The sequence below is a fragment of the Bacteroides sp. AF32-8BH genome (assembly GCF_003435205.1).
Lineage (GTDB): Bacteria > Bacteroidota > Bacteroidia > Bacteroidales > Bacteroidaceae > Bacteroides > Bacteroides ovatus.
This window is the reverse complement of sequence record NZ_QVLZ01000007.1, coordinates 35,483-59,772: the sequence shown is the minus strand read 5'-3', so window position 1 is coordinate 59,772 and position 24,290 is coordinate 35,483. Positions and strand designations below refer to the sequence as shown.

At 43.1% G+C, this 24,290-nt stretch carries 13 protein-coding genes; 7 read left to right on the top strand and 6 right to left on the bottom strand.

What is annotated here, in order from left to right:
- Nucleotides 1-147: 147 nt before the first annotated feature.
- The 5 genes from DWZ47_RS06395 to DWZ47_RS06375 form a co-directional block, all read right to left on the bottom strand.
- Nucleotides 148-1,308: a glycoside hydrolase family 130 protein gene (locus DWZ47_RS06395; RefSeq protein ID WP_199488146.1), complete on the bottom strand. Its 1,161-nt coding sequence runs from the start codon at nucleotides 1,306-1,308 to the stop codon at nucleotides 148-150.
- 495 nt (nucleotides 1,309-1,803) lie between these two features.
- Nucleotides 1,804-3,249, bottom strand: a complete 1,446-nt coding sequence (locus tag DWZ47_RS06390; RefSeq protein WP_117512595.1) for a glycoside hydrolase family 125 protein — start codon at nucleotides 3,247-3,249, stop codon at nucleotides 1,804-1,806.
- A gap of 59 nt (nucleotides 3,250-3,308) precedes the next feature.
- A complete protein-coding gene (locus DWZ47_RS06385) occupies nucleotides 3,309-4,466 on the bottom strand; it encodes a glycoside hydrolase family 76 protein (protein ID WP_117512594.1) in 1,158 nt (385 codons plus the stop codon).
- A 52-nt stretch (nucleotides 4,467-4,518) separates the two neighbouring features.
- Nucleotides 4,519-5,469 carry an endonuclease/exonuclease/phosphatase family protein gene (locus tag DWZ47_RS06380; RefSeq protein ID WP_004304952.1) on the bottom strand — a complete coding sequence of 317 codons (951 nt, stop codon included), beginning with the start codon at nucleotides 5,467-5,469 and terminating at the stop codon, nucleotides 4,519-4,521.
- A gap of 53 nt (nucleotides 5,470-5,522) precedes the next feature.
- The gene (locus tag DWZ47_RS06375; protein ID WP_117512593.1) at nucleotides 5,523-7,805 is read right to left on the bottom strand and encodes a GH92 family glycosyl hydrolase; all 2,283 of its coding nucleotides are present in this window, start codon (nucleotides 7,803-7,805) and stop codon (nucleotides 5,523-5,525) included.
- Between the two features lie 210 nt (nucleotides 7,806-8,015).
- Here DWZ47_RS06375 and DWZ47_RS06365 point away from each other — a divergent pair, with 210 nt between their 5' ends.
- The 7 genes from DWZ47_RS06365 to DWZ47_RS06335 all read left to right on the top strand — a co-directional run bounded on the left by DWZ47_RS06365 (nucleotide 8,016) and on the right by DWZ47_RS06335 (nucleotide 23,722).
- Entirely contained in the window at nucleotides 8,016-12,056 is a 4,041-nt protein-coding gene (locus DWZ47_RS06365) for a response regulator (protein WP_117512592.1), read from the top strand.
- Between the two features lie 188 nt (nucleotides 12,057-12,244).
- Complete coding sequence (locus tag DWZ47_RS06360) at nucleotides 12,245-14,218, top strand: LamG-like jellyroll fold domain-containing protein (protein ID WP_004304946.1); 1,974 nt, start codon at nucleotides 12,245-12,247, stop codon at nucleotides 14,216-14,218.
- 18 nt (nucleotides 14,219-14,236) lie between these two features.
- The gene (locus DWZ47_RS06355; protein ID WP_004299915.1) at nucleotides 14,237-15,484 is read left to right on the top strand and encodes a SusE domain-containing protein; all 1,248 of its coding nucleotides are present in this window, start codon (nucleotides 14,237-14,239) and stop codon (nucleotides 15,482-15,484) included.
- A gap of 14 nt (nucleotides 15,485-15,498) precedes the next feature.
- Entirely contained in the window at nucleotides 15,499-16,890 is a 1,392-nt protein-coding gene (locus DWZ47_RS06350) for a glycoside hydrolase family 76 protein (RefSeq protein ID WP_117512591.1), read from the top strand.
- A 36-nt stretch (nucleotides 16,891-16,926) separates the two neighbouring features.
- Nucleotides 16,927-20,172 (top strand): SusC/RagA family TonB-linked outer membrane protein, encoded by a 3,246-nt coding sequence (locus DWZ47_RS06345; protein WP_008649705.1) that lies wholly within the window; start codon nucleotides 16,927-16,929, stop codon nucleotides 20,170-20,172.
- 13 nt (nucleotides 20,173-20,185) lie between these two features.
- The gene (locus DWZ47_RS06340) at nucleotides 20,186-22,114 is read left to right on the top strand and encodes a RagB/SusD family nutrient uptake outer membrane protein (protein ID WP_004299918.1); all 1,929 of its coding nucleotides are present in this window, start codon (nucleotides 20,186-20,188) and stop codon (nucleotides 22,112-22,114) included.
- Nucleotides 22,115-22,150: 36 nt separating this feature from the next.
- Complete coding sequence (locus DWZ47_RS06335) at nucleotides 22,151-23,722, top strand: LamG domain-containing protein (protein ID WP_022276192.1); 1,572 nt, start codon at nucleotides 22,151-22,153, stop codon at nucleotides 23,720-23,722.
- A 119-nt stretch (nucleotides 23,723-23,841) separates the two neighbouring features.
- Here the strand turns inward: DWZ47_RS06335 and DWZ47_RS06330 are convergent, their stop codons facing one another.
- Nucleotides 23,842-24,108, bottom strand: coding sequence for a hypothetical protein (locus DWZ47_RS06330; RefSeq protein ID WP_004299920.1), 267 nt, complete (start codon nucleotides 24,106-24,108; stop codon nucleotides 23,842-23,844).
- Between the last annotated feature and the right edge of the window lie 182 nt (nucleotides 24,109-24,290).

Here is a 24,290-nt window from a genome sequence, read left to right as displayed (position 1 = left end):
TATTTTATACTAGAAACGGCTGAAAAGCAAATCCTTAACAAGAACTTACTGTTTTCAGCCGTTTTGGGGAATATAGTTTTAAGAAATAAGTTAGTCCTGATTACATCTTTCCTTTAAAAAAGAATGTAATCAAGACTATTTTTATAACTATGGAAGCGGATCAGCTTTTGCCGGTCGTTTCGGATCATAAACGGCTACTCCTACTTTGGAGTCAGCACAACCATAATACAAATACCATTTGTTTTTGAAGTAGACCATTCCTTCTATAAATACGGTTCCATCCACATATTGCCCACTCTTTTCAAAGCTATCCATCGGACGGAAGAACGGTTCATCGAGACGGGTGATAAAGCGGGTAGGATCATTGGCGTCGAAGAGTGCTTGTCCGGCAGCATAGACATTGGCGGTATAGCGTTTGTCACCTCTTCCTGAATGGTTCTTACCATTATAAAGAAGGACAATTCCTTTCGGAGTGTAGATAGCTGGAGGCCCACATTCGGTGAGATGGCTGTCGAAGTAGCCGTCACGGGGAGAAAACAGCTTCTTTAGGGAACCGTCAATGTTGACAATCGGTGTCCAGTGGATTAAGTCGTCGGAAGTAGCTGCGAATACATGCTCCTCTCCCCAGTACATAAAGTATTTCCCGTTGACTTTCTTGATAACCTGTTTCCCTTTAACAACTTCGGTCAGGATAGAGCCGGACTTACAACCCAGGTTGAAGAACTTTCCATCAAATGCTTTGGCAAAAGCAGGACCGTGTTTTGTCCAGTCTTTTAGATTGCGGGAGGTCGCTACTGCCAGGCGAGGTACATGGCGATTCCATTGGGTGTACATCATTACATATAATCCGTCATCGGTTACGGCAATTCGTGGGTCTTCGCAGCCGCCGGGCCATTCCAACTCTTTTTGTGAATCATTATCCGGATAGAATACAGGAGTCTTTTCCCGTTGGAAATGTGTGCCGTCGGTAGAAGTGGCATAACCGAGGCGAGAAGTCCGGTGTCCGATACCGACACCTGATTTATCCTCTGCACGGTATAACACGACAATCTCACCATTGTAGAGTGTAGCAGCCGGATTGAATGTATCGTTCGATTCCCACGCAATAGAATCTTTGGTCAATGGACAGTAAAACTTGGTGTTTTCTATAGGAGATATTATCGGATTGACATTCTTTGGACGTTCAAAACCACCGAAAGCCCAATCGGGTAATTTGTTCTCTTTATGATTGGAAGACTGTCCGTAGGCAGTACAGGTCATCATGGTTGTAGTAAGTAGGAATAAAAAAGTTGATTTCATATTGTTCATATTATATGGGTCATTTATTTTTTAGGAGTCATATACTCCCTACATATAAATTGGAAAATAAATAAAATGCTGTCATCTGTCACCTGATTGGGCATAAATGATTGATTATAAATATACTGCAGTGTGACAGCATGATGTGACGGCAAGGTGACGACAACTTTGCTGTCACTTTGTTGAAAGCAAGGATTTTATTGTTTCTCTGCTATGTGGGTACTTATTTCTCTATCCGGAGCGGTATTCAAGGATTATCAGACTATTACAGAAGAGAGAGTTTCTGTACTTGAAACTAAAAGTTCTATTGCTTGAAACTTTTGTTTCGTCAGCGGGAAACTTTAGTTTCATCGGTGAGAAACTCTAGTTTCTCTTACTTGAAACTATGGTTTCAAAGGCGTGAAACTAAAGTTCTTCAACCTTGAAACTACTTTGGAAGCGTAAGCTTCAAGGTTAGAAACAGTTATCTCATAAGCGGGAATACAATAAAAACATAATAGAAGACTATTGGATACTATTCAGCAAGTCTACCTTTCCTTCATTCACGAGTTTTAGGATTAGTTCTCCGAACAGCGTATTTTGCCATGCAAACCAGGAACGAGTAAAGTTTTTCGGGTCGTTCTTGTGGAAAGATTCATGCATGAACCCTGTTCCGGCATCCGTATCCATCAGCATTTTGATACAGGTCTTGATTTCTGCGTCGTTTTGACTGGTGAATGCTTTCATCATAATACTCATGGGCCAAATCATATCATATCCGATGTGCGGACCGCCAATTCCTTCACCGGCAGTACCTTTGAAGAAGTAAGGATTATCTTCGCTCCATACAAACTTACGGGTATTCTGATAAATAGGATCGTTCACTTTCACATCTCCAAGATAAGGCAGGGCAATGAGACTCGGCACATTGGCATCATCCATTAACAGTTGGTTGCCGAAACCATCCACTTCGAAAGCATAGATTTTGCCATATTTCGGATGATTGTAAACCGCATATTTTTTCAGGGCTGCTTCCACTTCGTTCGACAGTGTAGTACATTCTTTAGCTAAATCAGGTTTCTTGTTGACTGTATTCAGAATTTCGGCAGCTTTGCGCAATGAAGTTACAGCAAAGAAGTTGGATGGAACGAGGAACTGGAAAGTTGTAGCATCATCCGAAGGACGGAAAGCAGAAGCAATCAGTCCGACCGGCTTTACAGGATTACCCCAGCCGTCGTTGGTCATCGTATCGAGTGCACGTTCCGTTTTACGTTGGAAACGATAAGGACCTTTCGGATCTTCTTTTCGTTGCTGTTCCTTAAACGTTTTCAGAACCTTGGCGATGGCTGTAAGCCATTCGTCGGAGAATATACTGGCGTCTCCCGTCGTCTTCCAGTAATGATAAGCGAGACGGATAGGATAACAGAGCGAGTCGATTTCCCATTTGCGTTCGTGCAGTTCGGGCTTCATGTCCGTAAGGTCACTTATCCATTCGCCGCCTTCGGAATTCATGTTGAAAGCATTGGCATACGGGTCGATATTGATACACTTGAACTGACGTTTGATAACGCCGGCGAGCATTTTTTTCAGTTCTGCGTCTTTGTTGGCGAGTTGCACGTAAGGCCATACTTGTGCACCCGAATCGCGCAACCACATAGCGTGGATGTCACCTGTATAAACAAACGTATCGTCTTTACCGTCAAAATGAACAGTAGTGTCCAATGTGTTCGGGAAACAGTTTTCGAACATCCATGCCAAGCGGGCATTCGTCAGCAGTTGCTTGATATGCGCAATCTGTTGTTCCACAGCTTGCGAGACAAACAGACGTTTCGATGCTTCCGGACGGTTCGTCTGATAGTTGTTGATTTTGGTATTATCTTGTTGGATGACAAAATCACTGTTCGTTATAGCCTGCATATTGCTAGCACCAAAGAGTGCTATGGACAAACAAAAGGCTTTAGTTATATTCATGGTAATAGTCTTTTTTTGTTGATTAGTATTGATTATGAAAGTGTTGCGGAGAAGAAGTGTTAAATCTCTGCAAAGAATTCAATAAGACAGGCATTGTCGAGCAGCCATTTATACTGCTCCTTGTTATGTCCCGACCAATCCCTGCCTAATAATCCGTTTTCATCCCGGTAGTTTTCCCAGGCGTGAAGCGCATTTTCCACCATCGCATTGACATACGCCGGATTCTTGTCAATCTTATACAGAGCTTTCAGTCCTCTGAATAAGATCACGTTAAACCAGGCCATGTCTTTATGCACTTTGACAGTCGGGCCTTTCTTGTCGGCTTTTGTGCGGAAAAAAGCATCAGTTCCTGCGGCTGTCTGCTGTGCATCGCGCAAATACTGTTCATCTCCTGTTTCTTCATAGAGCAATACGCCCGCCTGAATCATCTGTCCACTGTTGTAGGCGTACTTCTCTTTGGAAACTTTCCCTTTCAGGTTGATGTTATCCCAGTAAAGATGGTCGGTAGGGTCGCACAGATGCTTTTTCGTCCAGGCATACGTCTCTTTTGCTTTTTCGAGGTATTTGGCATCCTTCGTCAGCCGGTACAACTTGACACCGAGCACAGTAGACGGTGCATTGGAACAAGTATGCTTCGCTTCCTTCTGCTGTTCACACCAAAAGATGCCACCGCCTATCTCATCGCTCCATCCACTGTAGATATATTGATACAATGCAACGGCTTTTTCCAAAGATGCAGGCTTGTGAGTCAGTTGGTAATAATCGCAGTAATCCAGTGCAATCCAGATGTTATCGTCATAATAACGTCCGTGCTGCCCGTACTTGGTGGGGTATGACTGATAACAGGCCGGCAAGCGACTGTTATCCCAATACTGCTCCATTCCCGGTAGAATTCTTTTCTCGAGAATCTTTTTGTACTTCTTGTTTCCGGTCGCTTTGTATAAAGCCACACAACCCGACATCATCCCGGAATACGGCCATAGAAAAGAAGCCTTCAGCGTTCCGTTCTGCTGCGTTCCGCCCGCCAGATAAGTAATTTTTTGGTCGGGATTGACAGGATACGTTTCTGTTAGTAGTCCGTCATTCGTCTGATAGAGATTCAATACATTAGATAGAATCGAGTCGGCAATAGAAAGATAACGGGTATTTCCCGGTGTCTTTCCCACTGCGGAAGTAAGGCAAAATAACATACAGGCTACAAAACATATATTTCTCATAGGAATATCGGGTTGTGTGGTGAAACTTTCAGGTTATAACTAGATACAAAGATTATTTCTGCTGACGCTGGTCGAACTCCAGTTCCACCTTTACGGGGAAATGGTCTGAAGGAGTGCGCGCCTGATAAGTCTTGATGTCGATTTCTTCCGGGCAATCGTTCGCCTGCTTCTTTTCTCCCTTGCCTACGATGCTGCGGTAAGTATCAGTCAGCACACCATATCTTTTCACTTGGAAAGACGGAGAAACGAATATATGGTCGATACGGCTTTCCGTAAAGCTGTTCGGGTCGAAGTCGTTGAACGTGCCGTTGATAGCATAGCGGAAGCCGGCCTTCTCGTAAGAGTCGCACAACACCCCTTTGCTCACAAAAGCATCATAAGACTGGTGGGTCTGGTCGACATTGAAGTCTCCCGTCAGGATGGCCGGAAGCTCTTTGCCTTTGCCAAGTTCTTTCATCTTGTCCTGTACGAGGAATGCACTTTCCACGCGTGCTTTCTTGCCGATATGGTCCATGTGCAGGTTGAAGAAAAGGAATTCGAAGCCGGTATCTTTGCATTTGAAGTGTCCCCAACTGCAAATACGCGGCAACACGGCATCCCATCCTTTGCTCGGCACGTCGGGAGTTTCCGACAACCAAAAATCACCTTTCTCTATCACGTCAAACTTGTCTGTGCGATAGAAAATAGCAGAATGTTCACCTTTCTCTTTGCCGTCGTCGCGACCTACACCGATATAATCATAACCGGGTAATGCTTCTTTCATATCTTTCAGTTGATGAATAAAGCACTCCTGCGTGCCGAAAATATCGAAATCGTGGTATTGCACTATTTGGGCAATGACCGGGTAACGTTGTCCCCAACCGTTTCCGTTGATTGAATCGCCACCGTTGGCGTTTCTCAAATTGTAGGAGGCAACGGTGATAGAAGTAGGCTGATAGTTACTTTGACAACCGCAAAAGACGATCGCAACAAGGGCAATTAGTAAAAGGTTTTTCAGTTTCATGTTTTTATAGTTTGTTTGGTAGATAATTCATTGATCTCCAAAAGTACAATATTTTATTCAAACGAAAGAGAGTAAGGTACATCTTTTTCTGTGGTTCCCCGTTGTTTATTGGGTACGGGGCTCATTTGAAATTGAATATTAGCACCTTTAATCAGCTGGTCATGTGTAAGGAAATTACGGGTTTGTGATTTCCCGTTTACTTTCATTTCCTTGATGTAGCGGTTGTCAAGCTGGTTGTTATCTGCCTTGATTGTGATGGTCTTTCCGTTCTCCAGATGTAACTTCGCTGATTTGAAAAGCGGGGTTCCTATGATATATTCATCCGTTCCCGGGCAAACCGGATAGAAACCGAGTGCGGAGAATACATACCAGGCGGAAGTCTGTCCGTTGTCTTCGTCACCGCAATAACCGTCGGGACCGGCGGTATATAGCTTGTTCATAATCTCACGTATCCAGTATTGGGCTTTCCAGGGCTCGCTCGAATAGTTGTAGAGATATACCATGTGCTGAATAGGCTGGTTGCCGTGCGCATATTGCCCCATGTTCATTACTTGCATTTCACGCATTTCGTGAATCATGCCGCGGCTTTCCATTCCCAGTTTACCCGGGATGACAAAGACGGAATCCATCATCGCGTTGAATTCTTTCTTGCCTCCCATCAGGTTGATAAGTCCTTGCGGGTCGTGGAATACGCAGAAGCTCCAGTGCCAGCTATTCCCTTCGCAAAATTCACCGCTCCAGTCCACTGCATCGAAATTCGGATTGAATACGCCTTTGTTGTCTTTGCCAACCATCAGTTTGCGTTCCGGGTGATAGACATTTTTGTAGTTCAGCGCGCGTTTCTTATAAATGTCGATTTCGCTCTCCGGTTTACCGAGTTTCTTGCCTAATGTATAAATTGCCCAGTCGTTATATGCATACTCCAGTGTACGTGCAACGTTTTGTCCTATGCCGATATTGTTGGCAACATATCCCAGTTGGTTGTAAGATTCGTAACCGAGACGACCTGAAGCAGTCCCGCGAAGATGTGCATTTGCTCCATGTTTCAATGCTTCCCAAAGAGTTTCGATATCATATCCTCGCAATCCTTTGATGTAAGCGTCGGCCACTACGGAAGCCGAGTTGTTGCCTACCATACAATCCCGATGTCCCGGGCTGGCCCATTCCGGCAGGAAACCGCTTTCCTTGTAAGTATTTACTAGTCCCTCCTGCATCTTTTGATTCATTGACGGATACATCAGGTTGAGGAAAGGGAACAAGCAGCGGAACGTGTCCCAGAATCCGGTGTCGGTAAACATATAACCGGGACGCACTTCGCCGTTGTAGGGGCTGTAATGCATGACTTGTCCCTTAGCATCTATCTCGTAGAAACTGCGTGGAAAAAGCATGGAACGGTATAAACAGGAATAGAAGGTGCGTAAATTATCGATATTATCGTCTTCTATCTCTATTTTACTCATTTCACGGTTCCAAATCTCTCTTCCGTTCGCTACCAGTTGGTCGAAACTGTTTTTGCCAAGCTCTTTGAGATTCAACTCCGCCTGTTCGGGGCTAATAAAGGAGGAAGCAACACGTGCGTGTACGATTTCTCCCTTTTTCGTGGCGAATCCGATCACGGCCCCTGTGTGGTTTCCTTTTGCTTCTGTTTCATTCGGAAGAATGTTGTTTTCGAAAACTGTGGAAACGAATGTGAACGGTTTGTCGAATTGAATCACGAAATAGTTTTTGAAGTTTTCCGGCACACCGCCGCTATTCTTTGTTGAATAACCGATAATCTTGTTTTCTTCCGGAATTACTTTCACATAAGAACCTTTGTCGAAAGCGTCTACAATCACGTAGGCATTCTTTGTCTCCGGATACGTGAAACGGAACATGACGGCGCGCTCCGTAGGAGCAAGCTCGGTTGTTACATCATGGTCGGCAAGGTATACCTTATAATAATAAGGTTTGGCAACTTCCGCTTTGTGAGAGAACCAACTGGCACGTCGGTCTTGATCGAATACCAGTCCGCCGGTGATAGGCATGATGGCAAACTGCCCGTAGTCGTTCATCCAGGGACTGGGCTGATGTGTTTGTTTGAATCCCCGGATTTTGTCGGCATCATACGTGTACGCCCAACCGTCTCCCATTTTACCGGTCTGCGGTGTCCAGAAATTCATTCCCCACGGCAATGCCGTAGCCGGATACGTGTTTCCGGTAGACAGTTCAAACTTGGATTGAGTGCCTACCAGTGTGCTGACATAGTCTACCGGATTCTTAACGGCAGAAGATTGCAGGCTGTACAACACGGCACCTCCAAGAAATAGCAAGTGTTTAAATGAAAAATGTGTTTTCATGAACAAATGAATTTATAGATTTGAAAATAATTTCTACGACGAAAATAGGGAGAAAAGGAATGTGCTTCTAGTAATAGAGAGGTTAAATCTCCTCTTGTCGCTAAAATTAACTACTCTGGCACGGAAATTTACTTATATTCCGGTCAAAAAAAAGCTCGGAATGTTTTTTTGTTTACCTTTGTCATATAGCAAATCTAAGAATAATACACTATGGGAAAACAGTCGGTTTATATTCTATTATTTTTTCTTAATCTGTTGATACATAACGCTTATGCTTATAATTTGAAGCAAGTTGCAGATAAAGAGTATATGTCTAATAGTTCGATTACATCTCTGTGCCAGGATGAGCGTGGATTGATGTGGTTCGGGACCTGCGACGGACTGAATATTTATGATGGACAGGAGATTGAGGAATTTAAGACTCGTGACAAAGAGGATTACTTATCTGGTAATCTGATTGACAATATTGTGTATACGGGCGAAGATGTTTACTGGATTCAAACCTACTATGGGCTGAACCGTTTGAACCGGAAAACCAATACAATCACTCACTATAATGAATTTCAGAAACTCTTCTTTATGAATAAAGATAGTCATGGTAATCTGTTCATTATCCAGGATAGTAACTGCATTTATTATTATCATAAAAAAGAAGGAGTCTTCAAGAAAATCAATATCACGGGAATCCCGATTTCCGATATCGTAAACTTCTTTATCGACGGTAACAACCGGATGTGGGTAGTCATGAAAGGATATAACCGCTGTTATGATATACAGCAGGAAGCCGCATCGGGAGATATCACCCTGTTACCCCAGAAAACGAACCTGATTTATCAGACTTCCTTGATTTATTGTTTCAATGACGAGCAATCTCTTTATTACATAGACAAGGAATTTAATTTCTATGCTTTCCATATTCCGACCCAGAAGAATGAGTTTATTGCCAATCTAGGTAAGGAAATACAGGAACGTGGCAAAATTTCGTCCATTGTTCATTATCATAACAGCTATTTTGTGGGCTTTTTGATGGATGGCATTCTCCTGTTGGAAAAACAGAAGGAGACGGATCATTATCAAATTCAGTCGTTACCTATCAACAGCGGTGTATTCTGTCTCAAGAAAGACCGTTTTCAGGATGTTGTCTGGATTGGTACTGACGGACAGGGCGTTTATCTTTATTCGAACCCGCTTTATTCTATCAAATCAATGGTGCTTAGCAATTACACCGAGAAAATAGAACGCCCCGTGCGTGCCATCTATCTTGATGATGAATGTACTTTCTGGGTGGGAACCAAAGGAAACGGAATTCTTAAAATCTATGATTACGAATTCGATAAAAACATCTCCGACTGTCGGGCAGAGGTGTTGACTACCTCTAATAGTGCTTTGAGTAGTAATGCCGTTTATTGTTTTGCCAAGAGCCACCGGAATTTGCTTTGGATAGGAGACGAAGAAGGATTAACTTATTATTCATATCGGGAAAAACGTATCAAGAGTATACCAATACGGATCGGTAACGAAGATTTCAAATACATCCATGACATTTACGAAACAGCAGATTCCGAACTGTGGCTGGCGAGTGTCGGCATGGGAGTGGTGAAAGCTCGTATTGCCGGAACACCGGACAATCCGGTGATTGTGGATGCGCAACGTTACATCATCAATGACGGCGAACTGGGATCGAACTATTTCTTTACTATTTATGCGGAGAATGAAGCCAACCTGTTGTTTGGCAATAAAGGATATGGGGTATTCCGCTATAACGAAACGACGAATGGCCTGGAACCGGTGTCTACTCACAAATACGAAAACATGACCCTGAATAATATTCTCGCTATCAGTAAAGACAGCAGCAATAACTATCTTTTCGGAACGAGCTACGGATTGATAAAGTACACATCGGAAACCTCTTATCAGCTCTTCAATGCCAAGAATGGTTTCCTGAATAATACCATTCATGCAATTCTTAGAAACTCGTCCGACGACTTCTGGTTGAGCACCAATCTTGGATTAATCAATTTCGATACGAAAAGGAATGTCTTTCGTTCATACGGTTTTGGAGATGGTTTAAAGGTGGTAGAGTTTAGTGACGGAGCCGCTTTTCGGGATTCCCAGACTGGTACTCTGTTCTTTGGCGGAATCAATGGAGTCGTAGCTATCCGGGCGGATGGCCGTCCGGAGCAGCTTTATATGCCTCCTGTTTATTTTGATAAGCTGTCTATCTTCGGTGAACAATACAATCTGGGCGAATTTCTCACCCGGAAAAAAGAAACTGAAGTCTTGAATTTGCAGTATGACCAGAATTTCTTTTCTGTTTCATTTGCCTCTGTGGATTATCTGAATGGTAATAACTGTACCTATTTCTATAAACTAAAAGGATTGAGTGACCAATGGGTAAACAATGGTTCGGAAAGCGGAGTCTCTTTTACGAATATGGCTCCCGGCGAATATACCTTACTGGTGAAATATTACAATAGTGTCTTTGATAAAGAGAGTGATGTCTATTCTCTGGTGATTCGTATAGGTGATCCGTGGTATGCTTCCTGGTGGGCTTATTTGATTTATGCCCTGTGTCTGCTTTTACTGGCAGCCTTGCTGATACGTTCCTTTATCCTGCGCTCCAAACGTAAAAAGCAGGAATTGCTGAACGAGATAGAGAAACGCCATCAAAAGAATGTCTTTGAGTCCAAACTTCGTTTCTTTACTAATATCGCACATGAATTTTGTACTCCGCTGACTTTGATTTATGGTCCTTGCGGACGGATCCTTTCATCGAAGGGACTTAGTAAATTTGTCGTGGACTACGTACAGATGATTCAGACGAATGCGGAGCGTCTCAACAACCTGATTCATGAGTTGATCGAATTCCGTCGGATTGAAACGGGAAACAGGGAAGTGCGGGTTGAATCATTGAATGTGTCTTCCATTGTGAAAGGAATAGCCAAAACGTTTGTTGAAATGGCTAAATCCAGAAACATCACTTTCTTGAGCAAGATACCCGAGCAGGTGATGTGGAACTCGGACAAAGGATTCCTGAATACGATCATTATTAATCTGATTTCTAATGCCTTTAAATATACTCCCGACGGACAGAGTCTCAAGATTGAAGTGGATACGAGCCGGGAAAATATGCTGGCTCTTCGTGTAGCAAATGAAGGAAGTACCATCAAGGAAAAGGATTTTCAGTATATTTTTAATCGGTATGCCATTTTGGATAATTTCGAGAATCAGGATGAAAAGAACTTTTCACGGAATGGCCTGGGGCTGGCTATTTCTTATAATATGGCTAAGTTGCTGAATGGTACATTGAAAGTGGAAAACACTTCTGACGGATGGGTGATGTTTACATTAACCTTGCCGGTCATGGAGCTGACTACCGGAGTGTCGGAAACCAAACGACTGATGGCGGAATATATCCCCAAGATAGATACTCAACCGATATTGAAACTTCCCCAGTATGAGTTTGATAAGATGCGTCCTACGCTTTTGGTTGTCGATGATGAAATCGAAATGCTATGGTTTATTGGAGAAATCTTCTCGGCTGACTTCAATGTGGTAACCTTGCAAGATCCCGAACGGCTGGATCAGGTGATGAATGAGGTTTATCCGAATGTGATTATCTGTGATGTCATGATGCCGGGAATGGGTGGCATTGAACTGACCAGGCGGATTAAATCGGTGAAAGAGACGGCGCATATTCCTATTATTGTGGTTTCCGGACGACACGAGATGGAACAACAGATGGAAGCCCTTTCTGCCGGTGCGGAAATGTATATCACAAAACCGTTTAGTGCGGAGTATCTTCGTATCTCTGTCTGTCAGGTGATAGAACGGAAAGAGGTGTTGAAAAATTATTTCAGTTCGCCGATCAGTTCTTTTGAAAAGTCGGACGGGAAGTTGACGCATAAAGAGTCGAAGAAGTTCCTTCAGTCGGTTTTGAAGATTATCAATGATAATATAACGAACAAAGATTTGACTCCGCGTTATATCGCCGATCGACTGGCAATCAGTCCCCGGAGTCTTTATCGGAAGATGGAAGAGATAGGAGAGGATAGCCCGACCGATCTGATTAAGGAATGTCGTTTGCACATAGCGAAAGATTTATTGCTGACCACTAAAAAGACGATTGATGAAATTGTATTCGATTCGGGATTCTCGAACAAAGTTACTTTCTTTAAGGTGTTCCGTGAAAAGTATGAGTGCACGCCAAAAGAGTTTCGGATGAAACATTTGGAAGAGGTTCAGCAGTAGCCTGTGGCGGGAATTTTTAAAGAAAAAGAAGAAGTAAATATCCGTGTTAATATAGTAAATATCCGTGCCAAAAGGTAAAAAAGGATAGTTAATTTTCTTTTGGTAGAGTTTAGTGATTTTATCTTTGTCTCATCGAAGTTTTTAAGTAGATAAACTTGAAAAGTATTAATTTATTAATCTTTAATCTAATGAAAAGGAAACTTAGTTTTTTATTTCTTTCAGCATTGACCATTCCATTTTTTATGGGTTCGTGCAGTGATGATAAAGAAGAACAGGAAGTGAAACCGGCAACAGATCTGGTTGTCGATAATAATTCGGTGACACTACTACAAGGAGACGAAATTACGGTGAGTATCACCTCCGGTAATGGCGATTATTATGTGAAGCCATTTGATGAAAACGTGGCGACGGCTACAATCAATGGTAATAAGGTGACTATTAAAGCTACCGAAAATAGCCAGTTGGAAGAAAATAACCGTACGGAAACCACTATATTAATAGTAGATGGACGTAAGAAAGTGGCTAGAGTGCTGGTTCGGGTAGCAAAACTCTGGGATTTGACGGTAGATGCACCGGAAGAAGGTTTTGACCTTTTTATCGGTGAAAAGAGACTGGTGAAGATTTTGACCGGTAACGGAGATTATCAGATTTCCATACCGGAAGGTGCTGATAAGTTTTTGGAAGTGGGTGAACTATCCGGACAAGTTATTCCGTTGACTGCCAAGTTCGAGACTGGAGCCGATCCGGTAAATATTACGATAACAGATAAGAAAGGTAAGACAATCACTATTCCTGTGGTAGTGAACATCGTGGATCTGACACTGAAAAGTGATGAAGCCACTTTTGCCGAACCGGATGCCGAATCTCAATATATCTCTATTGAGAGAGGTAATGGCGGATATAGTTTCACTTATCAGGTGGGAGACGGCGAGCCTACTACGGATGCAACGATTGTGGAAGCTACTGAAAAAGAGAACCTGATTACCTTGAAACCCAAAGCTAGAGGTGATGTGAAAGTGATTGTGACAGACCAGAAAGGTTCTGTGGAGGAGATTTCGGTGAAAGTGAATCCATATAACCTTAAACTGGAAAATGAAGCAACTTCTTTAATCATCGGTGGTTATGAGGCATCTACAGAAATAGCTATTACCAGAGGAAATGGTGATTATAAGTTGGCACAACTCACAGATGATAATAAAACCTATTTGAAAACCGCAGAATTGATTACGGAAGACGGGGCTACCAAGTTAAAACTAACAGGAAAGAAGCTCGGGACTACCACACTGGAACTGTCTGATGCGGCAGGTCAGAAATTGACGTTACCAGTTTATGTGAATCCGGTATGTTATCGTATGGAATATGACGTATGCTTTAAAATTGATATTAAAAAGTATGCCGAATCACATTCAGAGGTGAAAAGTATGAATCAGCTTACTTTTGAGGTTGTGTTCTACCCGACTTATACTCGTTCTATGCAATCGTTTATAGGTTTGGAAAGTGTATTCCTGCTTCGTGCAGAAGCTAAGGATGTGAATCCGCGTTTTGAAATAGCCACTAAAATTAATGGTAAGAGTGATCCCCGTTTCCGTAGTCAGCAAACTATTTATTGCGATGATTCGGAAGGTGGACGTAAGACTCCGGGTAAATGGTATCATATAGCCATTGTATATGATGGAACGAAATCAAGTACTAAAGAGGCTTATAAAATGTATATAAACGGGGTGAGAGAAACGTTGACTCCTGCAGATAACTCTTATGAGGATTGTGCCCCTAATTCATCTCTCAATCTGACAGATGTAGGTGGAAATGATAAAGCACTGTTGATTGGACGTTCCGGAGATTCATATCGGGTAGGATATTGCAAAGTTTATCAGGCACGGATGTGGAAGAGAGCGTTGGACGAAAGTGAAATTAAAGCGAATATGTGCAAAATCCTTAATGCAGAAGAACACTCTGACTTGATGGGATATTGGGTATTCTCGAAAGGTGTCGGAGGTACTACAGTTTTTGAAAATTGGGGAAATGGCGGCAGCGGATTGGATGCGCAAGTTTGTTTGCAGAATATAAGCGAAAATAAACCTGCCTGGGGAGCGGAACTTCCTGCAACTTATAATGGAGATAAGAGCCGCTTTGAACCAATTGAATGTCCTCATTCATACTAAAACTAGGAATATAATAATATGAGAAACAATATGATAACAAAAAAACTAATCAAATTTGCCCTGCTGTTTTTTCTTATCGGACTGACGGCTTGTGACAATAAACTGAATCCGGGATTTGATCCGGATGATTATGAACCGATTGTTCCGCCTGAACCTGTTAGAACAATGGATGCAATGGCTAGTGGCGAGCGAGTAGTACTTTCGGGTGCTTCGTTGACGGATATTGTTCTGAAATGGACGCCTACCGAGAAACACGGAAATACAGTATATCGTTATGAAGTATTGATTGATACGATCGGGGGAGACTTTACCAAACCGGTAGAAACGATCTTTTCTGACAATAACGGTTTGGAATCACAGTTGACTTTAACCCATTATCAGGCAAACACAATAGGTAAACTGGCTAAATTCCGTTGCAATACCAACGGCACACTGCGTTGGAAGGTGCGTGCTTATTGCGGATTGGATCAGGCTCTTAGTAGTCTGGAAGGTTATTTCGTAATTTTTATGATGGACGGCATTGATGATATGCCTTCTGAAAACGAGCCGGTTTATATCACTGGCGTGGGTACGGAAGATGATGGTGATGAAGCGGAAGCACAACAAATGCTCCGTCAGAATGAAGGAATCTATCAGACTTTCACTCAATTGAAAGCCGACCAGCCATTTATATTTATGTCTACTGTAGAAGGTCGCAAATGCTATTATTATGTAGACGACAACGGAGTGTTGCGTGAGCGTAATGATGGTGAAGACTATACAGTTACGGTTCCTCAATCAGGCATCTACCGGATTACCATCAATATGGGTGAACAAACGATCAGTTACGATGAAATAGGAGCTGTATATCTTTATAACCATTCGGGTGGGTATAGACAGGATTTCAACTATCTGGGATATGGCAAATGGGGTGTGAAGAATTATACTGCCCGGAAACAAACGGAAAGTTGGGCAGGAAGCGGTGAAACCCGTCATAGCTTTAAGATGGAAATCAACGGAACAACCTACCGTTGGGGACATAAGGAGAAAGATAAAGGGCAACCGAATCTGACTACCGACAACAGCTATTATAATTTATATCAACTGGCATTGGGCACAGATCCATGGGATTACAGTTTCCGTTTCTGCGACGAATTACTGCAATGGGGCGAAAAGCAGGGAAATGTCTATTATGCTACGGTGAAAACCGATGTAACCCTCTATTTCAATGCAGAGTTTGGAACGTACACCCACCGTTGGGTAGCTTCGGAAACGAATGAAGATTAAAACTGAATAATAATATGAAGAACTATATAGTATCATTATCAAAAAGAGCTTTGTTGTTAAGCGGTGCACTGGCAATATTTACAGCTTGTGACGACGGCGATCTGGGAGACATCTACAAAGGTAATTCATCCGGTGAATATGTGTCGGATGTGAACTGGACAGATGCAGCCGACAAAAGTACGGGAACTTATATCAAATATTTCTATGAGAATGCCAGCGGACGGGATACCTTTTGCGGAAGCATTTACTGGGAAAAACCGAATACACCGGAAACCGGAGAACCGGCAAGCACGGGCGGTAGCGGCGGATGGTCGCAGGGACATGCATTGGACATCGTGATCGATGCTTATATCCGTCACGCAAACAATCCCGAATATCAAGCTCATTTGTATGAAAACATCATGAAACCTTTCCTGCCGGCTTTTGATGACTGGAATGAACATTGCGGTTATGGTGGCAAAGACTTCTGGAATAACTTCTATGATGATATGGAATGGATGGCACTGTCTTGTCTGCGGGTTTATGAATTGACTGGCGATCAGGATTACTACAGTGCGTTGATGAAGATGTGGAACCATATCAAGGGAGCGAAGAATGACTATAAAGGGGTAGGAGGAATGGCATGGAAAACGGATGCGCTGGCTTCACGTATGTCTTGTTCCAATGGTCCCGGTTGCCTTCTGGCTATGAAATTGTATCAACTTACCGTTAAGGAGGCTAAAGATGGCTGGGAAGAGCAGGCTGCTTATTACCTGAACTTCGCCAAAGAGGTATACAACTGGATGACGGCTTATCTGTGTGATATTTCCACCGGACAGGTATATGATAATCTTAGTATTAAAGATGACGGAACACCGGGAGATCCTGATAAAGTAGCCTTGTCTTATAATCAGGGAACATTTATGGCGGCTGCCCTGGAGCTGTACAACGCTACCGGTGAGGATGAATATCTTCGTAATGCGGTTGCTTTCGGCTCTTACCAGGTGAATAAGAAGATGGATTCCAACTATCCGGTATTCAGTGGTGAAGGAAATTCGGGAGATAATCTTTTATTCCGTGGAATATTTGTCCGTTACTTCCTGGATATGGTGAAACAGCCGACTAACAGCCTTTATCCGGAAAAGACCAAGAATAAGTTTATCGCTGCATTGCGCAGCTGTTCTGATGTGCTTTGGACGTTGGCTCATCCCGAAGGCTATTATGTGTGGGAGTACGATTGGGCAAAAGCACCGACCTTCGGTAATCGTGACAACAGGGAAGATCGCCTGACAATCTCCTTGAATGCGGAAGTCCCGGGAGCAACAATGATTGAAATCCGTGCTCGTTATGAAGACTGGGTACAAGGTAAAGCAACGGAAAAGGCCAACTGGGTCGGACCGGATTTCGGTAAGAAAGCAGAGGAATAAGATTGATTTATTACACATAGAAAATCGAAAAGAAAGATGATACATATAAAAAGAAATATTTGTCTGGTGGCTGTTTCTTGCACTCTTCTTGCAGGTATACCTTTGCAGGGTGTGGCGCAAACGGGAAGAACGGCAAAGGTGCAGGCCACACAAAACCATAAAATAACAGTGTCGGGTACGGTATTGGACAAGACGACAAATGACCCGTTGATCGGTGTGTCTGTTGTCGTGAAAGGGGTGGCCAATGCAGGTACGATTACAGATATGGATGGTAAGTTTACATTGAAACTGCCTTATGCGGAAGCTCCGTTGGTGTTTTCTTACCTGGGTTACCAGCCGCAGGAAATTGTTCCCGGTGCAAAGAAGGAACTGACTGTCTTACTACAGGAAGATACGAAAGCCTTGCAGGAAGTGGTTGTGGTAGGTTATACCAAACAACGTAAAGAAACGATGATCGGTTCTGTTGCTACCATCACGACAAAAGATCTGACGCAAAGTCCTACTGCCAATATCAACAATGCGCTTGCCGGACGTCTGCCGGGGTTGATTGTAAACCAGTATGCGGGTGGTGAACCGGGTGTGGATCAAAGTGAATTGTTTATCCGTGGTAAGGCAACTTACGGTAACCAGAGTGCCATTGTCATTGTCGATGGAATCGAACGTGACATGAGTTACCTCGCACCGGATGAAATTGAAACATTCACTATCCTGAAAGATGCTTCCGCCACTGCCGCTTATGGTATCCGTGGTGCAAATGGTGTAATCGTTATTACTACCAAACGTGGTAAGGCAGCGGAAAAGGCAACCGTGAACCTGAAAGCCTCTATCGGTATTAACCAGCCGATCGGTTTCCCCGAATATTTAGGCTCTGCCGATTATGCAACTTTATATAATGAAGCCAGATTGAACGATGCCAAGATGACGGGCGCAGACATCAGCAGTTTGAACCTTTTCTCTCAACAGGCGATTGACAATTTCCGCCGTGCGAAAGGAGACAACTCCGATGGTTTGGGATATGACTGGGATTATTATGATTTTGCCTTCAAACCCGGTTTGCAGGAAGATGTCAGCCTCTCCATCCGTGGAGGTACGGACAAGGTACGTTATTATGTATTGGCCAATTACTTTTCACAAGGCGGTAACTACAAATATTCGAATGCCGGTGAATATGACTCGCAAACCAAGTTCACCCGTTACAACTTCCGTTCGAACATCGATATCAACATTAATCGTTATTTGAGTACCCGTTTGGATTTGGGGGCCCGTATTACCGACCGTAATGCACCGGGTACAACAGCCGGTCGCCTGATGACCATCTGTGCTACCCAGCCTCCATATCTGCCCATCCTGGTGGAAGAAAATGCGCATCCGCAGAATGAGGAATACATTCAGCAAAATCCTCGTGGAATGCTTTATGGTGACAATATCTACCGTTACAATCTTCTGGGTGAATTGAGCCGTACCGGTTATCTGAATGAAAAGAACACGTATCTGAATGGTAGTTTTGCCATGAATCTGGATATGGAATTTCTGACGAAAGGATTAAAAGCGGAAGTGATGTTCTCTTATGATGCTTCTGAAGGACGCTGGATTAATCGTAAACTGGATACTTACAAAGACGGTTATCGTGAATATCCGAAATATGCGACGTTTATGCCGATCGAAGGTTCGGATGCTTATATGGCAGGCGGACACTATACGGGTGCTTACAAAACGGGTAACAAATATGATATTGACCAGACTATTGGCAACGGATTCAGTCATAACGCTTCTGACGGACGTACTTATATACAGGCACGTTTGGATTACAACCGTTTGTTTAGCAACCGCCACGAAGTGACCGCCATGTTATTGGCAAACCGTGGTAACCGTACTGTTAACAATGAACTGGCTTATCATAGCCAGGGTATCACCGGACGCTTTGCTTATTATTATAATCAGAAGTATCTGATGGAATTTAACTTCGGTTACAATGGTTCCGAAAACTTCGCTCCGGGCAAACGTTACGGGTTCTTCCCAGCTGGTTCAATCGGTTGGGTAGTCTCTGAAGAGGAATTTATGAAAAAGGCTTCCTGGATTGACTTCCTGAAAGTAAGAGCCTCCTATGGTTTGGTAGGTAGTGACAATGTCAGCAGCCGTTTCCCATATCTGGCTTTCTACGGTGGTGGCAGTGGTTATGATTTCGGTAATAACTTTGGTACGAATGTAGGCGGTACTTCCGAAGGTAATCTGGCTAATGCGAATCTGACTTGGGAGAAAGCCCGTAAACTGAATGTCGGTATTGACTTTACTACCCTGAACCAACGTTTGGCATTGACGATAGATGCATTTTATGAATATCGTTTTGACATTATTACAGATATGAATAGTGACGGTATCATGGGATATCCGGATATTGTAGGTAAAGATGCAGCTTTACAGAATCTGGGTGAAGTAAGCAACCGCGGTGTGGATATCGAATTGAGCTGGAATGATAAGATTGGAAAGGATTTCCGTTACTATATTCGTCCGAACCTGACTTTCTCCCGCAACCGTTTGGAATATAAAGCGGAAGTTGCCCGCAAGAACTCCTGGCGTAAAGAAACCGGTAAACGTTTATACGAAAACTTCGTTTATGTGTTCGATCATTTTGTAGCCGATCAGGAAGAGGCTGACCGTTTGAACAAGATCGGTTATCAGCCGTGGGGACAATTAATTCCGGGAGATGTTGTTTATAAGGATTTGGATCGTAACGGAGTGATTGATGATGAAGACCGTACAGCAATGGGAAATCCGCGTAGTCCGGAACTGATGTTCGGTATTCCTTTCGGTTTCCAGTATAAGAACTTTGATTTTAGTGTATTATTGCAAGGTGCGACAAAATCATCTATTCTGTTGAATGGGGCTGCTGTATTTGATTTCCCGCAATTTGAACAAGATAAGATCGGACGTGTGAAGAAAATGCATCTGGACCGTTGGACACCGGAAACGGCTGCTACTGCCAAATATCCGGCATTGCATTATGGAACACATGATAACAACAAGAATGGAAACAGTAGTTTGTTTTTGTATGATGCTTCCTACCTGCGTCTTAAGAATGTGGAAATTGGTTACAATGTATCACCCAAATTATTACGTAAATTCCATGTGCAACAGGCACGTATCTATGTACAAGGTCTGAATCTGTTGACTTTTGATAAACTGGGTGATGTGGATATAGATCCGGAAACGAAATCCGGAGACGGAGCTTCCTGGTATCCTATTCAAAAGGTATTCAATTTTGGTATTGATATAACATTCTAAATAAGATAGAAATATGAAAAAGTTATATAGATTTTCAGCAATTGCTTTATTGGTCCTGCCGTTGGTCTTTACTTCATGTAGCGATTACCTGGATCGGGACGATGATGATAATATTACGGAAGCGGACGTTTTTGCCCGTTACGAAAAAGTGAACGGACTGGTTTCCGACGTATATGCGGCTGCAAAGAAAGCAGACCGTCCGCTGGTGTTCTTCGAGCACTTCAGCAACAGTGCCATTACGGACGAATGTGAAGGAACCAACGTAGAGGGAAACATTACGAATAACTTCAATAACGGTGCCTGGAACCCGAATTCTTTGCCCGGTAGTGTAGGGCAATATTGGGAAGCTCTTTATGAAGGAATCCGTAAAGCGAACCTGATTATAGAAAATGTACAGAAGTATAATACGCCCGACAACCCACAGCAGGATGGTGATCTTCGCAACCGTATCGGTGAGATGTATTTCATGCGTGGTTATTTCCACATGCTGTTATTGCGTATGTATGGCGAAGCTCCTTATATTGACCGTGTGATTAATGCCGGAGATAATATGGACTTCAAGAAAGAATCTGTTCATTCGATGGTTGAAAAGATTGTGACGGATGCGCAAACTGCTTATGGCATGGTTCCTAATAAATATGTGAAAACTTCCGAGAATTTTGGGCGTGTGGATAAGGGAGCCTGTCTGGGATTGATTTCTTTTGTTCGCTGGGTAGCGGCTACTCCGTTGTGGAACGGTGCTTCTCAATATGGATACAACTTGCGTCGTGTGTTTGAAAATGAGTATGCTTATGATGCTACTCGTTGGAGAAAAGCCAAAGAAGCGGCTAAAGCCGTTCTGGATTTCGAAGTCGGCGGAACCAAGCGTTATTCTCTCTATACGAAACATGATGCAAATGATTTCAAGGATCCGGCTGACGGTAATCTGAATGACAGCCGTGTATATGCTCGTTTGTGGGATATGTTTTATGATATGGATGCCTTTGCCAATGAGTATGTGTTCTTTATGACGAAGAGCAAGGATCAGGCATGGCAGGGTGATATTTATCCGCCCAGCCGTGAGGGAAGTTCGCGCCAGCAACCGGTACAGGAACAAGTGGATGAATACGAATATATCGTAGGTGATTATGGCTATCCGGTATATTCGGCAGAAGCCCGCAAAGGTGGCTATGATGATACTAATCCGTATGTGAAAGGTACTCGTGACCCGCGTTTCTATCGTGATGTAATTTATCACGGAGCTCCTTACCGTAATAATAAGAACGAGTCGAAAACGATCAATACGGCGAGTGGTTCCGATAAGATTGGTGCTACCAATGCAACTACTACCGGTTATTATTTACGTAAATTCCAACAGGAGTCATGGAACAAATCCGGTAACTTCAGTATCAATGCGCCCGCCATCTGGCGTCTTCCGGAGTTTATTTATATTTATGCAGAGGCTTGTAATGAATTGGGCGAGGATATCGATGAAGCTTATAAATTGGTGAATACGGTTCGTGAACGTTCTTTTATGAAACCGATGCCGCCGGAAGTAAAGACTAATCAACAGTTGATGCGTGAATACATTCAGCGCGAACGTCGCGTGGAACTTTTTTATGAAGGAAAACGTCCGTGGACTTGCCGCTTGTATCTGGAACCCACCAGTAAGGAAGAGCTAGCAAAGGAAAGCCTTTGGAAATCGAGCGGGAGTGACAATTCAAAACGTACACAGAAATACTGGGCTGCCAATAACGGTGCATTGCCCCGTTGCCAGCGAATGATTAACGGAATGCGTCCGGTGCAGGATGAGAATGGGGCCATTACGGTTGACGGTGTGAAATATAGAATGGAGCGTTTCTGCGTGGAAGAACGTACGTTCTCTATTCAGCATTATCTGTTCCCGATTCGCCAGAGTGAGTTGCAGAAGACACCGACCATTGAACAAAATCCCGGATGGTAAACCGGTAGGAATGTATAACTTTAAAAAGAAAATCAGATGAAACGAATCTATACATATATGTGTCTGTTGCTTTTGTCGGTATTATCGTTTGCCGTTACAGGTTGTGATGACGATGATGACGACGATGTGGCTAAAGACTTGATAGAGTTGATTGTGAACAAACCGGTAATACGTATCGGGCAGAATGAGGAAGCCAAAGTGAATGTAGTGGTTGGAAACGGAAACTATACCGTGAGAAGTTTCAACACTGCCATTGCAACGGCTACCGTTTCCGGCGAATTGATAACTGTAAAAAGTGGCTCACAGAATGGGGCCACTACCGTCGAAGTAATGGATGGAGAAGGAGTAGTTGCCAATATTTCTGTGAATGTAGGTGTATTTGAATTGGAAGTGAATGAACCGGAGGTGATCTTGGAAGTTGCCGGTGAAAAGCAACTGATTGTTAGCATGGGAAACTTTTCCAGCAATGATGAATTGTCTTATGAGGTGGAGGATGAAACGGTTGTCAGCATGGTTAATACAGATCAGTTCCGTCCTTTCTATACTTTGACAGGTTTGAAGAACGGACATACAACAGTGACTTTTACAGACCATAAAGGAAAACAGGCAGTGGTTCAGGTGACGGTAAATCCGATTTCTATCGATGTCTCCAACCTGACACCGAGAGTGGGAGTCAACAATAAGATCATGATTACGGTAGAAAAAGGGAACGGAGGTTATAGTCTGACAGCAGAGGATGAAGAGATTGTAGCTATTCAGCAGGTGGATGACACTCGTTTCAATTTAATAGGTAAAAAAGCGGGTATCACTACCGTGTTTGTCAGAGACGAAGCGGAACAGGAATTAAGTCTGACCGTTACGGTGGTACAGGCAGATAAAGTAGCGAACCTAGGTAGCGGTAATTACTTTAAAGTACCGTTTGAATATAATGGTACGGCAGATGAATCGCTAAAGAATTTGAGTACGATCACATTTGAGGCTCGTTTCAATATTGAGTCGTTGAATGGCAATGACAATGGAAATGCCCGGATTAATACGGTGATGGGTATAGAGAAGAAATTCCTGCTGCGTGTCGACGTGCATAAGGGAGGAAGCAATGATGAAGAACGTTTCCTTCAGCTTGCTGCAGATGATAAAGGTAGTATTCGCTATGAGGGCTCTACTAAGATAGAAACCAATAAGTGGTATGATGTGGCTGTGGTATTGGATAATAGTAAGAGCGGAAGCGAACGGATTGCATTGTATGTAAATGGTGTCAGAGAAACGCTTCAATTATCAAACGGTACGCCGGATGATTTGAAAGAGATCAATCTTACTTCTGATTTCTACATCGGCCAGTCTGATGGTAAACGCCGGTTGAACGGAGCTATCAGTTATGCCCGTATTTGGACAAAAGCCTTGTCGGATCAACAGATCTCCGAGCAGAGCGGCAAGTTGTTGAGTGAGGATAAGGATGGAATGGTAGCTAATTGGTTATTCAATAATGGAAATGGTAATACCAAGACATTTGTGTCCTTGGCAGGAAAGAGCTTCGAAGCAGAGGCGGCAAATATTGTTTCAAGTTGGAAAACAGATCCGATATTGGAAACAAGTACTCCTACAGAATAATTGTAAGAAGATAGGATAATAAAAAAGCCATCCCCGGAATAGACGAAAGTAGGGATGGCTTTTTTTGTAGTGTGCTTACTATTCTTCGGCAGACTATGTCCTGCATGTTGTTGGCAAGGTTATTCCTTGACAGGCTCAGCCGGTTTGTCTTTTGATGTAGTGTCTGTGACAACTGTATCATTGACATTGGCGGCGAGTGCAACCAGTGATGCCTTTGCAGGCGCGTCTTCTTTAGTTACAGTATCTTTTACTACTGTATCATTGACAACTGTTGCATTGATTTCTGTCGGGGCTGTCACAGCTTCTGCAGAACTCTGAGCCTTTACAAGGAATGAACCACCACAAACAAACATAAACATTGCTACTACTAATACTAATTTTTTCATAATCGTTTGCTTTAATGATTATTAGACATATGTTTTCAATTCTCTACCTTTGTGTTAAGGAATCGGTTATTGCTTTTCGCTAACGTTTAATTAAAGATCAAAGTGCGTGCCAAAATTAGATAATGTATGATAAGTGATTGATAAATAAGGGAATGAGGAAGATGATGCCAATTAGGATAGTG

What these genes read in the sequence shown, in the direction of transcription:
- DWZ47_RS06395 (WP_199488146.1), bottom strand. Translation starts at nt 1,308, where the DNA reads ATGAACAATATGAAATCAACTTTTTTATTCCTACTTACTACAACCATG.
- DWZ47_RS06380 (WP_004304952.1), bottom strand. Translation starts at nt 5,469, where the DNA reads ATGAAACTGAAAAACCTTTTACTAATTGCCCTTGTTGCGATCGTCTTT.
- DWZ47_RS06360 (WP_004304946.1), top strand. Translation starts at nt 12,245, where the DNA reads ATGAAAAGGAAACTTAGTTTTTTATTTCTTTCAGCATTGACCATTCCA.
- DWZ47_RS06350 (WP_117512591.1), top strand. Translation starts at nt 15,499, where the DNA reads ATGAAGAACTATATAGTATCATTATCAAAAAGAGCTTTGTTGTTAAGC.
- DWZ47_RS06335 (WP_022276192.1), top strand. Translation starts at nt 22,151, where the DNA reads ATGAAACGAATCTATACATATATGTGTCTGTTGCTTTTGTCGGTATTA.
- DWZ47_RS06345 (WP_008649705.1), top strand. Translation starts at nt 16,927, where the DNA reads ATGATACATATAAAAAGAAATATTTGTCTGGTGGCTGTTTCTTGCACT.
- DWZ47_RS06375 (WP_117512593.1), bottom strand. Translation starts at nt 7,805, where the DNA reads ATGAAAACACATTTTTCATTTAAACACTTGCTATTTCTTGGAGGTGCC.
- DWZ47_RS06355 (WP_004299915.1), top strand. Translation starts at nt 14,237, where the DNA reads ATGAGAAACAATATGATAACAAAAAAACTAATCAAATTTGCCCTGCTG.
- DWZ47_RS06330 (WP_004299920.1), bottom strand. Translation starts at nt 24,108, where the DNA reads ATGAAAAAATTAGTATTAGTAGTAGCAATGTTTATGTTTGTTTGTGGT.
- DWZ47_RS06385 (WP_117512594.1), bottom strand. Translation starts at nt 4,466, where the DNA reads ATGAGAAATATATGTTTTGTAGCCTGTATGTTATTTTGCCTTACTTCC.
- DWZ47_RS06390 (WP_117512595.1), bottom strand. Translation starts at nt 3,249, where the DNA reads ATGAATATAACTAAAGCCTTTTGTTTGTCCATAGCACTCTTTGGTGCT.
- DWZ47_RS06340 (WP_004299918.1), top strand. Translation starts at nt 20,186, where the DNA reads ATGAAAAAGTTATATAGATTTTCAGCAATTGCTTTATTGGTCCTGCCG.
- DWZ47_RS06365 (WP_117512592.1), top strand. Translation starts at nt 8,016, where the DNA reads ATGGGAAAACAGTCGGTTTATATTCTATTATTTTTTCTTAATCTGTTG.